Genomic DNA, 14,895 nt, shown 5'->3' with positions numbered 1-14,895 from the left:
TTTCAGATTGTATTGATTGATTCAACTTCCATTTGATGTTTTTTCCTTTTTAGTTCCCGCATTTTGATCGAAATAAGAAATTCGTGGTAAGCCATATTAACACAGTAGATAAATCCAGGGGTTCCTTCCAGGAAACCAAGATTAAAGAAATAGGCATGTAGGAATCTAAGAAAGGGCCAACCAGGCATGCGGATAAGCCAGGATTTCAATGCCGGATTTCTCACACTGGAATGTCTATTAAAAATATCCCTGAAATCTGGCCTTCTATATAGACGAGCTTCAGCTTCCTGAACTGAGTATCTATTATGTCTGTCTATCCACTCTGTCCAGCCTTTTGAAAAACTATAATGCAAATAAGGATTTTTGATATAGCCTAATTCTCCATCTATTTTATCTTCTTTTTGACCATGACCAAAATCGGTGAAACGGGCCCTTCCCTTTTTCAGCAATCTGAACTGCCATTTCGGGAAATTATCGCAATACTTCAACCATCTTCCTTCCAGCATCATTTTCCAGCAACAATAGTAACCAGCGGTATTTTCATCTGCATCTGAGGTTGATTTTAAAATTTCCTTTCGAAACTCTGGAGTTATTACCTCATCTGCATCAAGAAATAAGATCCAGTCGTATTTCAGTTCAAGTTTATCTAATGCGTAATTCCGTTGTTTACCAAAACTTTCAAACGGATGACGACTAACTTTTACGTTAAAGGATTCTGCGATTTTCACGGTTCGGTCATCGCTTCCAGAATCCAGAACGTGAACATCGTCTGTCCAGCTCAGGGAATCCAAGCATCTGGCGATATCCTCTTCCTCATTTTTGGTAAGTATGATTACAGAGATCATGAAATTTAATTTTTATACAATTCCATCCGATCTTAAATTTCCGGATCGGAATCAGGATCTTTGACCTTTATTTTTTGGTTGATTATTTTCGCAGATCCATTTAATTGGTGGGTCCTGCTTTTTACAAATCGAGCCGGGTTTCCTCTAACAATTGTCCAGGGCTCTATATTTTTAAAAACTGCAGATCTCGCTCCTACAATCACCCCTTCTCCTATCTGAACTCCGGGACCAATAAATGCGTCAGCCGCGATCCAAACCTGGTTTCCAATTTTAATGGGTTTCTTTACTAATGGAAAAGTGGCCTGATTATAATCATGGGTGGAAGCACACAAATAAGTTTTCTGGGAAATAATGGTCCTGTCTCCAATTTCGATCTCGCCCTGGTTATAAATGTCTGTCCCAGGCGCAATACTGGAATAATTTCCCACCTTAAGGTTCCATGGCGCCCATATTCTTACGGTAGAACGAATATTGGATTGTTTACCAATCTTTGCTCCAAACAACCGAAGAATAAAGCATCTCCAGATCCTGCAAAAGTTCGGAAAAAATGGAAGGAAGAAGATCAAATAGGTAATCCCCCATATTACACGTGATATTTTGTTCAAAGCGCTAAAGCTTGATTCTTCAACTTTTTCCATAATCCATACGTGGTTCTATGAAATAACTTTCTGAACTCCTTTCAAAAACCTGGTAATAAAATGACCAATTTCAGGGTTCTGATTATAGATCAACATCTCCAGTTTCTGGTAGGAGACCAGGTTTTTCCTGGCATATTTTCGATAATTCTCTTTAAGGAACTGTTTGCGATAATTCCTGTCATAAGATCTCGATCCTCCTAGTCTCGAATAGACGATCCAGTTTCGGCATTTAAAAGCAGAAAATTCATTTTTAAGAGCGGGTAATAACCCTTCTTTCTCGAGTATTTCCTGTGTGATCTCATTCAGCTCAAAAACAGATTCAATAAGCTTAATATTCTTTGTTGAGGTGGAATTATTTCCGTGGATATCATAATTATAGATTGGAGTTTCTACCGCCTCCACATAAAGTTCGTTCCTGGCAAAAACCTGGATTACAGCATAAAGGTCCTCAAATAAAAAAGGCTTTTCCGTTTTTGTGATCTTGCTCAATAAATCCTTTTTGAACAACTTACCACACAGGTAGCCTGTAATTTCATTATCCAGGATCCCTTTCATTAAATTCTTCTTACCTGTTTTCTGTTTCAGGTTATTTGAAACCAGATGCTTTCTGCCATTAATAATCTTATGGTAATTACCTATGATCACATCTGCCCCGGTACTTTCTAATTTCTTAATTAGTAGCTCCACTGCTTCAGGTTCCAGAAAATCATCTGCATCTACATGCATAATTGTTGCGCCAGATGCCCTGTCTTCACCAATTCTTCTTGTAGCATAAGCCCCGGTGTTCGCTTTTTCGATAAGAATTATCCTGTCATCTTTTTCTGAAAATTGCTTTACTTCTTTTGCAGTATTGTCTGTACTTCCATCATCTACAACCAAAACCTCAATATTGGAATAGGTCTGGGATATTATACTTTTAAGACATCTTCCAATAAATCTTTCGGCATTAAAAGCTGGAACAATGATGGACACTTTCATTTTAGTCTTTCACTTTTTCAATGATTCACAAATTGGATACAGGTTCCTGAAATTTTTCAGGCTTCAGTCTAGGGTTAAAATTCCTGAGATCTTTGCTAACCTTAAAATGATCCAGCATTTTTAAAGCTGTATTTTCCACTGAAAACTTTTCTCTAAAAACATTCCATGCATTTCTGCCTAATTCGAACTTCTTCCTATCTGAAAGATTACTCCATGTTTTCAATACATCACAAACACCCTCCAGATTATCTTTTGAAATAAGTCCTCCCTTGCCGTTTTTGATCTCTCTCCAGATGTTCACCTGATCGGTTATGAGAACAGGTTTTTTGCAGGCCATGGCCTCCACGACGGCTATTCCATAATTTTCCTGATGACTAGGTAAAATGAAACATTCAGAATAATGAAATGCAGCCCATTTCGTCTTTCCCGTAAGCATACCTGGGAAATGGATCGAGGCATTATCACCTAATTTTTGCATTTGTTGACCATAGTCTGACTCCAGACCCGGTCCTGCGATTACCAGATCGGGAAGTTCACTGTCCTGCTCCTTCAATTTTAAATAGGATTTTATAAGAAGATCTACACCTTTTTTAGGATGTATCCTGCTTAAAAACAGCCAGTATGATCTATTTTCAAGTTTGGGGCATTTCTTCAAAAAATTATTGTAATCTGCTTCCTTTTTTTCAGGAGGAGATGAAATTCCATAGCCCACATTCAAAGTTCTCTTGGGTTTATAATTCGAAAAAGTTCTTTTAGCCAGTTCCATTTCCTCAACACAAGTAAACAATAAACCATCTGCCCCGTTAACTACTTTCTTTTCGATCAGGTTCCAGAATATCCAGTTCCTTAATGCTTTAATTTTCCTTGACCTTGCTTTTTGAAAATATGGATCTAACATCCCATGAGGCATTACATATAATTCCGGAATTTTCTTATTCCTTCTTTTTATAGTGTTCCAAACCCTGAATGTCCCATAGCTATTATGTAACCAAAGCCCGTGGATTATCACTATATCAAATCGCTCAAGATTTTCTTTCAGCCAATTTTCTAGGTTCTTACAATATGCATATGGACCTTTAACCGGGCCCAGGGCATGGATTTTAAATTCATTTTCTTTCAGGAAATTTTCACCAGGAATGTCTAAAGAAACCACCTCGTTACTAATGCCTGCCTTCTTTTGAACCGGAATACTATTCCTGATCCCCTGGCATGGCCCTCCACTTTTTGGGTTCATAGTCGCTATAACTCTAAGGATTCTCATGACTTATATGACAAATGAACTTCTTTATAAATCGTTTCTATGTTTTCCAGTGCGGTTTCCGGATCGAATCGCTTGGCAAATTCAACACCTGATCTTATCCATTCTTCTCTTTCCTCTTGTTTCATTTCGAACAGGTCATTTAAAATCTTTGCAGAATATTTAGCCCATCCTGAAACTAAATCCTCATTTTCAGGCATTCTGGGAATATAGACTGCATGATCCCCGCCAACTTCATTCATGGGAGGCTCACCTGTTGACACTACCGGGCAACCACTAGCCAAAGCTTCTGCGATTGGCCAGCCAAAACCTTCGTCTATGGATGGAAACAGGAATAGAAAAGCTCCCTGGTAATAAAGTCTGAGGTCCTCATCTGAGATATTGATCATAAAATGAATAGCCTCAGAAAAATCACTTTCCTTCTTTAATTCTTTCAATTCGTTATCTGGACAGGATCCAACCAAAATAAGAGGTAGATCCAAGTCGGAAATTTTTCTCCAGGCATTATAAATTCTAATCACCCCGGCTCTATTCTTGTAAAATTGATTTCCTCCTACATGCAAAATGTAACCATTGCTAAGTTTTAAACCAGATTTACTGCTTAACACCGATCTTACAATCATAACATTTCCCGGTTTGAAGTCCTGGTTCAGTCCGTTATAAACAACTTCTGAAAGTTTAGGCTGTGCCCCTAAAAACCGGTGGAGATCTTTTCTGGTTCTTTCAGAAACTGAAATAAAGTGATTGCCTTTCTTGTAACCGCTCCTTATCATCTTCTGGTATAATTTCCCCGAGAATTTCACCTCATTTTGAACCATTTTACCCAAGGCAGATTTTTGGGCCATAAAATCGTGACAGTGAACCACGAAAGGCCTTCTGGAAACCAATGGAACCCAGGGACCAAGGGCCTGGTCTGCGAAAACGAACAATGTCCTGGAAGAGCATTTTAAAAGTTTCATTTTTACCTCAATTGGGAATAAAACGAATTGATCTATATAACCCAGCCATTTCTTCAGGGCAGCTGGACCTGGCAATCTGTAAAAGAAACTCTTAGCTGTCCATATTTCTACCTCATGTTTTCTTTTTCGCATGCCTTCAACCAGCATTTTTGCATACCTGGGCATGCTTTGAGAACCTAAAAAATCTGGATGAACGAAAATTACAATATGCATGATGAAAAATAAGATGACAGATTTATTGGTTGATCTTCAGAATAAAGGTTAAATTTCGAATAGTAAAGTTCAAACCGGCCCAACCAAATGCCCCAGGAAGCCCCCCAGCATCTGAGGCAATTGGAAGTAAACTCACAATTCGCACCTTCGAATTAGTCCATTTAAATTGGTTACCCTAAGAGAAGGTAGAATTATGAATCTGCGCCGGCTTAAACTTTGAAATTCATATTCTTTTATAGAATTTAATAATCCAATGTGTAATTTGAGATCTCTATATCAAGGTCTCGTAGCATAAAAAGGTTTTATTCTTCTTTGAAGGAAGCAATAACAAGTCCTCCTATTAGGGTACTAAAACCGAGTGCGGTTGGCTGTGCCCACTGACCCTGCAGGATATTCACCGCTCCAAAACTCATGAGCATCCATGGTAATTTATTTCCAGATTTGATGTCATTCCATGCCTTTCTGAGTAATTCGAATACCAGGCTTCCTCGTATCAATATGGCAAGTATTCCGAGAATGAACCCCATTTCCCCGATCAACCTTGCCCACTCTCCTTCAGCGATCAAAAACTCCCTATTCCCCAGCATTAATTTTGCTCCGGCATTGGTTCCCATTCCCAATCCTAGTCCTGTGAATGATGCATTTGCATCTGTTACGGCTGTATATAAACCACCCAGAAATCTATCGATCAATGTACCTTCGAGTCCGCCTTCCACAGAACTTGCGGTAGTAAATCTTTCCATAAAAGCCATTGTAGCGGTTTCAAAAAAACTGAAATTCCCCAGTGAAAAGAATAGCACAATTCCGGCAATACAAACAGCGATTATAGATTTTATAGTCCTGGGATCTTTTCCTACGATCGCAAAAAGGAAGAGCGCCGACAGAATAATCTCAAAAAGCACTCCCCTGCTTATACTCAAAGGCACGGCTGCCAGTAAGGCCAGACTGGAAAAGATCAAAAGCCAGGTGTTTAAACGCAAAGTTCCTTTGGAGGACCAGAAGTAGAAAATATAGGCTGCAGCAAAACCATAAAATAAAGAGAGTCCATTAGTAAAAGAAAATGTTCCCGGTACCCTGTAAAATCCAGCGGCGCCACTAAAACCAGAGCCTCTTAGGTCTCCTCCTACCCCAATATTCACCCAAGCCGACTGCGGACTATAAAACTGAATTCCAACCAGGATGGTCATACCAATAGTTAACCAAAGAACTATTTTGCCTAGCTTTAAAACATCCTCTTGGCTAAAGATTCGGCCGATGATAAAAATCAGTGGAAAATGTATGATCAATATTCTCAAGCCATAGATGGCTACAACTATATTGCCATGGCCCAAGATCAAGGAAATTCCCAGAGAAATCATACTTATGGCTAGCATCCAGATCACATATCTGTTCGGCTGCCATAAACCACCCAAAATAGATCTGTAAATTATCCATATGGCCAGGGGATCTCTTATTACTAAAAGTGGTTCGGCCAGCCCAGGCAGCACCCATTTTCTTAATGCTCCTTCAAAAATGATAAGCCAGAAATATAACCAGATACATTTTTTAATATGAATTTCAAGGCTTCTGCTTTCTAATTTCCAACGGGAATTTGCATTTTCATCTGGATAAAACCTCTCCCCAGTACTAGCAATATCGAATCTATCTGAAATCATGAAATTCTTTGAATAGTCTAATCTTTGTGATTCTTATTTCTATAAATATTTAAACCAGATCAAGCATTAATATGTTCATGATTCTCTGAAACTGCCTTCGCTAATTCTTTTCCATAGGTCTCCCAGGTTCTTTGTCTGGCAGTTTCCATCGCCGCCTTTCCAACTCTTTCAATGATTTCAGGATTCTGATAAATTTCCTCGATCTTAGAAATCAATGCTTTGTCAGAACCGGCTTCGACGATCCAGCCATTTTCATCATTATTTATCAAATCCGGTCCTGCAGTTCGTTGAGTAGTAATTACAGGTGTTCCCTGCGACATCGCTTCTGTAATCACCAGGCCAAATCCTTCGAATAGACTTGGAAAAACAAGTATATCATGTTCCCGCATTACTTTTAAGACTTTTTCATGTGATAAGGTTGGAATCCACCTATACGAATTGACCGCTGTATTCAGAGCTTTGCAATTGGAAACCGGCTTTTGTCCTACCAAAGTGAGTTCAACCTTTTCTCCAAGAGCCTCAACGGCCTTGAAGAGATAAGCAATCCCTTTTCTTTGGGATAAACCACCTACGAATAGTAATTTTAAAGCTTCGTTTTTCAATAATTTCCTGTACCTCTTTGGTTTTCCAACTTTGGGAAAAGCATATGGAATCACTTTTACCGGAGGTAGGGAGTCTGGATAATATTTCAAGGTATCGGCCGTAAATTTACTGGCTACTATTATTCTGTCTGCCATACTTATTTCCTTATCCTTTCTTGCGAGTTTCATTTCAGAATCTGCAAATCCTTTTATAGTGGAGGCCCATTCCGGTGTTAATCTCCTTTCTTCTCCTAATAAATCCCTGGCTGCTCTCCAATAACCTATAGGCAGATCGTAAATACACTCAAGCCCTTGTTTTTTTGCCGCTTCGAAAGATGCTACTGCACCGTCTTCGTAAGCATAAACAGCATTTACCTTTTCCCCTTTACGATCTATAAGTCTCGCAGTATTTCTATCCTGATATTTATAAACCGCATCCACACAGAACAGTCCGTTTTCATGTTTCACCAGTGAATTCAAACCCATTCTCATTGCTGTAAGTCGTCCTACTTCCTTCCACGGCCAAAGATTTGTGAACGGTCTTAATCTGGCATCAAAGCGTCTTCTTCTAATTTCAGAAAATGGTCTTATTCCCCCCATTTTATCAATGAGACTTCCCGGAAATGATGCTACAGCAGTATTGAAATTATAAAGCATATCTTCATCAAGAAACCCCTTTGCGGCAGCTCTTACAAATGCATTTCCAGTTGGATGGGAAAGAATTACTTTCATTAAAAATCAGTTTTTAAAAAAAGGGGGCTAAATCGACACTTTCTGGATATTGGATAAACCTTTTTTCTGGCATATGTTTTCAATAAGCTGCAAGTATCTTTGAGCTATTACCGAAGTTTTATGCCTGGATAGATGTTCAGCTGCCCTGGCCCGTAATTCTTTTTCTAATTGCTCATCCTGTAATATTCTAAGCATACAGGATGCGAGCTCTGCTACATCTCCTCTTCTGAAGGTAAGCCCACCTTTTCCAATAGCATCGGGAAGACCTCCACCATCAGAAACTACAGGGACACAACCACAGGCCATACCTTCCAGGGCTACAATTCCAAAGGGTTCTTCCCATAAAGATGGCACCAGTATAAACCTATGTTGGTTAAGTTCATCTACAAGTGCTTCTCCCTGCAGGCAACCCTTAAATTTTACGCTATTTTCTAATTTAAGTTCTAAAGCAAGGTTTTCTAGCTTAGTCTTTTCTGGTCCTTCACCAATCATGGTAAGTCGCAGACCTGAAGTTCCTAGTAAATTCTGTACTACCTTATGAAAGGCTTCTATAGCGAGTCTTGCTCCCTTATCTGAAACCATTCTACCCAGGAAAACGAATTCCTTATTTCTTATTATTGAAGGTTTCACCTGAAAATTATTCTCCTGATAGGGATTTGGAATAACCATGGCTTCCGAAAAACATTTTTTCCGGATCGCTGTACTGCAGGCAACCACTTTATCAGCCCTTTTAAGCCATTTTAATTTCAGCTTATCCTGAATTTCCATTTTACCATTAATCTGGGCTACCCAGGTTTGGAGAGAAATTATTGAAGGTTTTCTATAAAATATTGCCGGCCAGGATAATCTTATAGAAGGGTTATTTTCAAAAACGAAATCGGCCCAGTTATGCTCTTTAAATAATGTTTTTATTCCAGGATCCCGAACCACTTTGTAAGGATAATTTTCGGTATCATTTCTACTATCCCGGGTCCAGGTTAGCAAATGAACCTTATGTCCTTTGTTAGTGAAATGCTGCGCGAATACCTTCGAAATTGATTCTATTCCTCCAACAAACGGACTAAAATTATGCGATATCAATAAGATTTTTAATAACATTCCCTTTATAAAAAGCTGCTTTCCAGTTCTTTGTTTTTCCATTCATCTGAAAGGAAATAACTGATCATTTTCCTCCTACTGTAAGCCTTATCTTGCACTGTAGATCTGTCCTTGTAATAAAGAGGACCAATACTCCAAATCAATAATAATTCAATGCTTAGTCTGAAACTGATCAAAATTGCGGTAAGATTCTCTAACTTAACTTTTCTGAACTTTCTTAACAGGTACCACCTATTCTTATAAAACCTTACCACACGTTTTCCTACCTGTTGCGGTGTCCCACTACCTTTGTGAAATGCCCGAAGAGGCATAACCTGGATCTTCCAGCCTTTTCTTGAAGCCCTCATACATATGTCATGATCAAGCTCCAGCCAGTCAAAATTCTCATCAAAAAGACCAATCTCATCCAGAACCTTCCTTCTAATTACCATTGCACAGGTAAAAACATTGATCTCATCTGGGTTCTTCATAAAGTATTTGATATAGATCCGGTAAAGTTGCTGTCCTAAAATCAGGCTCAATGCGCCTGGTTCAGCTTCGAAAGACTGGGAGGGTTTACCTTTAGCATTTTCGGTTTGAAAGGTGGCAATCCCAACTTCCGGATTTTCTGAAAAGAACTTTTTTATCTGTGTAATGTAATTCTCCAAAGGCCATGCATCTGAATCAAGTATAAGGATAAGATCTGTCTCTATCTGGTTGAGACCTTTATTGAGTGACCTGATAAGGCCTAAATTTCTTTTGTTCTGAATAAGCTCAATTTCATCAAAATGATTTTCAAACTTTTCAGTAGAATTATCATCTACAACCACGAATTGATCTATAGCTGAATCGGCATATTTCACACAATTCCTTATACAAGTGGAAGTAAGTTCCCATGTATTATAATTTGTCACCAGAATTCCTAATTCCATATCCAGGACATTTTATATTTCTCCTCTGTGAACATTTCGAAATAATCATCAATGCATTCCTTTTCATCATAATCGGAAGCAATATGTTTTGCTTTGTTCAAAAAATCACCTAATTCAGAAAGTTCATCTATTTCCTTAATCCATTTGAAATTCCTGGGATCTTTCTCAAAACTTTCCCTTAAAAGAAGTACCGGTAAACCATTATTTTTCATGGCGGCAATACTTCCGCTTTTTTCGAAAAGGATCTTTGGGTAAGTGCTAAGTCCCAGGTCAACCTGCTGAAAATAATCTCCTACTTCCTGAACCTTGCATTCTCCCAGGCAAAAAGTTTCTAGACCAAATTCCCTGTGCCAGATTTCAAAATTCTCCTTAACTTTTTCTTCCCTGCCCAGGTGGGTTATTAAAATTTTCATATTCTCCTCTCGCACCATTTTTCTTAACTTCAAAACTTTGGAAATTAACTCATCAGAGAAATACATACTACCAAAAAAAGTTGCGATCATATAATCCTTTCTATTGGCCAGCACTTCACCAGGAAGCCGATTAAACAAATTGTTCCCTCTGGGATTTCCCTCCGGAATATTGCTGAAAAGTGGTACAATTCTCGCTTCTACACCAATTTTAGAAAGACAACTCTGGTAGAATTTATTGCTGGTGAAAATTCTTTTTGGTTTTAGATCAAGAACCAACCTCTTTACCAGCCTTTTTTGCAGTATTCCCAGAACCTTATGTTTTATTGGATCATTTGCAGATTCACCCAGCCATAATTCATGAAACATAATGTGCCACAACCTATCTCCTGAAATTTGTTTTAATAGTGACCTCAAATTAAGCGGTAGTCCTTTACTGCTGAAAGAAAACAGACATGATTGAAAACTTATCCAGTCTGGATCGAAATTATCAAGCCATGGTTTGGCTTTATCTATTCTTTTCTCCACACTCCAGCTTGCTGGAAGTCGAAGTACAGGTATTTCAAGTTGCTTTTTTTCCTCTCCATTCATGGCGCAATCAACATAAGGATCGGCGAGAGCGATAATTGAAATTTGCATTCCTCTTTGCCAGAGTTCTTCGGCAAGTTTTCGAGTATAATCCCCAATTCCGTGTCGGCCTGGTTCCAGACAACTACATACTATACAAACTTTCATAACTCAAAAATGAAAACGGGCGATGGTCTTGATAAGCTGAATTTAGAGGCTTTTCAGATCTGGAGTTTTATCGATGTTATGGATCTTAAGGAACCCATAAGAGACATGCATGATCATCATCACCATATTTATAAATATGTTAAAGACAAAAATTCCCATCAGGCTGGAAACATCGAATAAAATTGCTCCTAAAACGATGGCTACTACGCTCACCGGAATCGAAATCAAGGGGTTTATAACCCAGCCTCTGCTCGTGCACAGATAGAAATTAGATACCGCAAAAAGGCCAATAAAATTTCCAATCATCAGAAGAATGATCTCAAATTCCAGATTTGCATAGGCTTCTCCCAGCACCCATAACATTTCAGATGCAAAAACCCAGGTTACTCCAACTACTAAAAAGCCCAAAATGACTAATCCTACCTGTATCTGAACGAATCGTTTAAAGATCAACTCCTTATTCTTTACCAGTCTGGAAAATCGTGGTGAGATCAAAGCTCCGAACATAACTCCAAAAAAGCTAAGAACCATTGCCAAACGTCCCAGGGCACCTACTTGTGCCACCGCTGCCGTAGATCCGAAAATTGAGATAAGCCAAACTGTTATCTGTCCTGAAATACATAAATAAACTGACTCCGGCATGAGTCTTTTTACCATTTTCAAAATTTCGCTGCGTACCGCTGAACTCGCTCTTTTGGTAACTTCTATAAATTCATTTGCAAGTTTATTCAGCTTTCTATTCGCCCAGACCTGTGATATCCCGTAAGCAAGCAGTGCCAGGAATGTATAAGGGAAAAAATAAAGTAGAACTAAAATTATACCTGCCCTTATCGTACTTGCGATAACCTGTATTCTTTGCAGTTTTGGAATGCTCTGATGTAATTTCGGGACGATTTCATATAAGGTCCCAGATAACGTAGCATAGAATGCCGGAATAATGGCAAAGGTAATCGCAATCGCCATCCACCAGCTTGCCCCGTGATGATGCAGGAGATAAAGCATAATTGGTCCGGAGATAATTATACTCCCTATCGCAAAAATTCTTCTTAACTGGAAACCTGTGGCAATAACCTTCCCCAGCTTTTCCCTGTTTTGCCATACTTTTCCTCCCTGGGCCAGGACGCTCGTTTTTATCCCACTATCTGCAAGTATTACCATATTGGAATAAATTGCTGTGGCCAGGGTATATAATGCATATTCATTAGTAGGCAGGAACCTAACTAATAGAATTCCACTTGCAAAACCAATAATTTGAATAAGGGCCTGAGTGGAACCGGTAATTGCAATCAATCTTCCCCATTCCATAGGATTATTGATCTTAAAGCCGGTAAAAATTTGCATCAGAAATGCCTTCATCACAGGTTAATTTCAATTTTTCATGAATCTCATTCTGAAATTTTAATAATGAATGACATTAGATTCAATAAGACCCTTTAAGGTTCCAATGATAAAGTCAATTTCCTGGGGTGACATCGGGACATAAAGCGGCAGTAAAATTGACCTGTCCTGAAGATCCTCTGACCGCGGAAGCTTAACTTTTCGTGTTAATAATTTATATGCAGTTTCCCTATGAGCGTTCATGATTCCTCTACGGGTCGCGATGCCCTTCTCCAGTAATTTTTGCATCAGTTCATTTCTGTAGATTGGAAAATCTTCTTTCAAATAGATGCTGTAAGACTGATAATTGCTGAAATAGCCCTCCTCTTCATGCGGTAGAGTTATACTTTGAATATCTTTTAAACCTTCATGATAAGCCATGGCGATAATTCTCCTCTGGTCTACTATCCAGTCCAGCTTTTCCAATTGTTTTATACCTACCGAAGCCTGTATATCGGTCATTCTGTAATTATATCCAATCTCGATATGATCTTCGAATATCACTTTATCTGAACTATGCCTGATGCGATCGTTCACAGACATTCCATGTTGTCTTAATAATTTCAGCCTGCTATAGTAATCTTCTCTATTCGTGGTTATCATACCGCCATCACCTGTAGAAATGATCTTTCGTGGGTGAAAAGAAAAGCAAACCAACTCTGAGTGAGAACCTATTCTTTTATCTTTATACACTGAACCGGCAGCGCAGGCCGCATCTTCGATCAGTTTTAGATTATACTTTGAACATAAATCAGTAAAAGCATCTATATCAGCCGGCATCCCTATTTGATGCACCAGTAAGATAGCTTTGGTTTTATGATTGATCCTTTTTTCAACATCGGCCGGATCCAGGTTATAAAATTCATTTACTTCCGCGAAAACAGGATTTGCACCAACATATTTTATGGAATTAGCCGTAGCAATATAGCTCATTGACGGGCAGATGACCTCATCTCCTGGACCAATCCCGGCAACGATCATGGAAAGATGCAAAGCGGTAGTACAATTTGAAACAGCTACAGCGTATTTAGCTCCTGTATATTCCGCAAATTTCTCCTCAAACTCCTGAACTCTTGGACCCTGGGTTATCCATCCAGAAAGGATGGTATGATAGGCAGCCAATGCATCATCTTCAATTAAATATGGTTTAGCGATAGGAATCATGGTTCAGTTTTTTTTGATCATTTTTTTTAAAATACCATTGGCTTAATTCGGAAAGGCCCTCTTCAAGAGAGATACTAGGTTCAAAATTAAGCTTGGTCTTTGCTGCTGAAATATCTGCAAGCCTTCTACTTACCGGATTTATAGAATTTGCTTCCCTGAATTCAGGTTTAAGGGAGGAATTATTCACCTTTAGCAATGTGTGTAGCAATTCTATGAGACTGGTTTCTTCGCAATTACCTACGTTGAAAGTTTCATCAGAAACATTTGAAACCAGGGCAGCAATATTTGCCTTGGCCACATCCTTTACATAAACGAAATCCATAGTATCACTGCCATCTCCAAAGATGAGGGGAGGCTTTCCATCCCTTATGCAATCCAGCCAGCGGATCATTACCTCCGTATATTTCCCATCGGTATCCATTCGTACGCCGTAAACATTGAAATATCGTAGTGCCACATAATCCAGCCCATACATGAATTTATAACTGCGAAACAATTGTTCTCCCCATAATTTTGCACCTCCGTAGAAGGTCTGGTTATTATAAGGATTATCAGATTCTGGAGTTGGAAAGTTTTGAGCCAGCCCGTAAACCGAAGCACTCGAACTATAGATAACCTTTTGGACATTATATTTGACGCATAGTTCAGCTAAATGAAAGGTGGCTTTCAGCATTACTTCAAACCCCTCCTTAGGATCTGCAGCACAGGAGTTAATTCTTAGAGCAGCCATATGAAAAACATAATCTGAAACAGATATATATTTTTCCAGCAAGTCACGGTTTCGAATATCCCCTTCGATAAATTCAACCAAAGGATGATCGATAAACGATTTCATATTGTCAAAACTTCCCCTAATTAGATTATCGATAATTACTACCTTTTCAGGCTTCCTCTGAAGTAACTCTTCCACAACATACGATCCAATGAAACCTGCTCCTCCGGTTACCAGGATTTTACTGTTTTCTATTTTATTATCCATGAGCTTTAGTATTAATGCTTAGTAAAATGATTCCTGCGATTATAAGTGCGAATCCAAGAAATGAGAGTGATGATAATTTATCCTGAAAAAGGTAGTAACCTACAACTATGGTTAAGATGAAATTTATACCCGTAGCAATAGGAATAATGATGGAAAAACTATTAGTAGAAAGTGCTTTGAAAAAGGCAAGGGCTGAAAGTATGATCAGAACAAAGGCAGCCACAAAGGTTAGGTTCAAAATTAACCTTAACCATTCACTTACAGATTCCAGGCTCTTTCCTTTTAACTGCCATTTAATAAGGGCTGCACCTGAAACATTAAGGGCTGCATAAAGCATTATATATATCAATGTTCTGGTCATT

The 14,895-nt window shown here is 38.7% G+C and carries 14 protein-coding genes; all 14 read right to left on the bottom strand.

Annotated features, from left to right (window positions below):
• Nucleotides 1–2: 2 nt before the first annotated feature.
• The gene (locus ML462_RS06260; RefSeq protein ID WP_240712891.1) at nt 3–845 is read right to left on the bottom strand and encodes a glycosyltransferase family 2 protein; all 843 of its coding nucleotides are present in this window, start codon (nt 843–845) and stop codon (nt 3–5) included.
• A 32-nt stretch (nt 846–877) separates the two neighbouring features.
• Nucleotides 878–1,483 carry an LbetaH domain-containing protein gene (locus ML462_RS06255; RefSeq protein ID WP_240712890.1) on the bottom strand — a complete coding sequence of 202 codons (606 nt, stop codon included), beginning with the start codon at nt 1,481–1,483 and terminating at the stop codon, nt 878–880.
• A 15-nt stretch (nt 1,484–1,498) separates the two neighbouring features.
• On the bottom strand, nt 1,499–2,461 hold the full coding sequence (locus ML462_RS06250) for a glycosyltransferase family 2 protein (protein ID WP_240712889.1): 963 nt from the start codon (nt 2,459–2,461) through the stop codon (nt 1,499–1,501).
• A gap of 25 nt (nt 2,462–2,486) precedes the next feature.
• Nucleotides 2,487–3,722: a glycosyltransferase gene (locus tag ML462_RS06245; RefSeq protein ID WP_240712888.1), complete on the bottom strand. Its 1,236-nt coding sequence runs from the start codon at nt 3,720–3,722 to the stop codon at nt 2,487–2,489.
• Complete coding sequence (locus ML462_RS06240) at nt 3,719–4,891, bottom strand: glycosyltransferase family 4 protein (RefSeq protein WP_240712887.1); 1,173 nt, start codon at nt 4,889–4,891, stop codon at nt 3,719–3,721. The genes ML462_RS06245 and ML462_RS06240 overlap by 4 nt, the downstream gene beginning before the upstream one ends.
• Before the next feature lie 302 nt (nt 4,892–5,193).
• On the bottom strand, nt 5,194–6,546 hold the full coding sequence (locus ML462_RS06235) for a hypothetical protein (protein WP_240712886.1): 1,353 nt from the start codon (nt 6,544–6,546) through the stop codon (nt 5,194–5,196).
• A 59-nt stretch (nt 6,547–6,605) separates the two neighbouring features.
• Nucleotides 6,606–7,859: a glycosyltransferase family 4 protein gene (locus ML462_RS06230; RefSeq protein WP_240712885.1), complete on the bottom strand. Its 1,254-nt coding sequence runs from the start codon at nt 7,857–7,859 to the stop codon at nt 6,606–6,608.
• Between the two features lie 27 nt (nt 7,860–7,886).
• Nucleotides 7,887–8,999 (bottom strand): glycosyltransferase family 4 protein, encoded by a 1,113-nt coding sequence (locus ML462_RS06225; protein WP_240712884.1) that lies wholly within the window; start codon nt 8,997–8,999, stop codon nt 7,887–7,889.
• Nucleotides 8,963–9,868 (bottom strand): glycosyltransferase family 2 protein, encoded by a 906-nt coding sequence (locus tag ML462_RS06220; RefSeq protein WP_240712883.1) that lies wholly within the window; start codon nt 9,866–9,868, stop codon nt 8,963–8,965. The genes ML462_RS06225 and ML462_RS06220 overlap by 37 nt, the downstream gene beginning before the upstream one ends.
• A complete protein-coding gene (locus ML462_RS06215) occupies nt 9,859–11,013 on the bottom strand; it encodes a glycosyltransferase family protein (RefSeq protein ID WP_240712882.1) in 1,155 nt (384 codons plus the stop codon). The genes ML462_RS06220 and ML462_RS06215 overlap by 10 nt, the downstream gene beginning before the upstream one ends.
• A gap of 42 nt (nt 11,014–11,055) precedes the next feature.
• On the bottom strand, nt 11,056–12,369 hold the full coding sequence (locus tag ML462_RS06210; protein ID WP_240712881.1) for an MATE family efflux transporter: 1,314 nt from the start codon (nt 12,367–12,369) through the stop codon (nt 11,056–11,058).
• Nucleotides 12,370–12,411: 42 nt separating this feature from the next.
• Nucleotides 12,412–13,554, bottom strand: coding sequence for a DegT/DnrJ/EryC1/StrS family aminotransferase (locus ML462_RS06205; protein WP_240712880.1), 1,143 nt, complete (start codon nt 13,552–13,554; stop codon nt 12,412–12,414).
• Nucleotides 13,538–14,533, bottom strand: a complete 996-nt coding sequence (locus ML462_RS06200; protein WP_240712879.1) for an NAD-dependent epimerase/dehydratase family protein — start codon at nt 14,531–14,533, stop codon at nt 13,538–13,540. Before ML462_RS06200 ends, ML462_RS06205 begins: the two co-directional genes overlap by 17 nt.
• Nucleotides 14,526–14,894: a DMT family transporter gene (locus tag ML462_RS06195; RefSeq protein ID WP_240712878.1), complete on the bottom strand. Its 369-nt coding sequence runs from the start codon at nt 14,892–14,894 to the stop codon at nt 14,526–14,528. Before ML462_RS06195 ends, ML462_RS06200 begins: the two co-directional genes overlap by 8 nt.
• Nucleotide 14,895: the final 1 nt, after the last annotated feature.

It is taken from the genome of Christiangramia lutea (assembly GCF_022489035.1).
In the GTDB taxonomy this organism is placed as follows: Bacteria; Bacteroidota; Bacteroidia; order Flavobacteriales; family Flavobacteriaceae; genus Christiangramia; species Christiangramia lutea.
The sequence above is the reverse complement of the archived record's forward strand: the minus strand, read 5'-3'. Positions and strand labels throughout refer to the sequence as shown.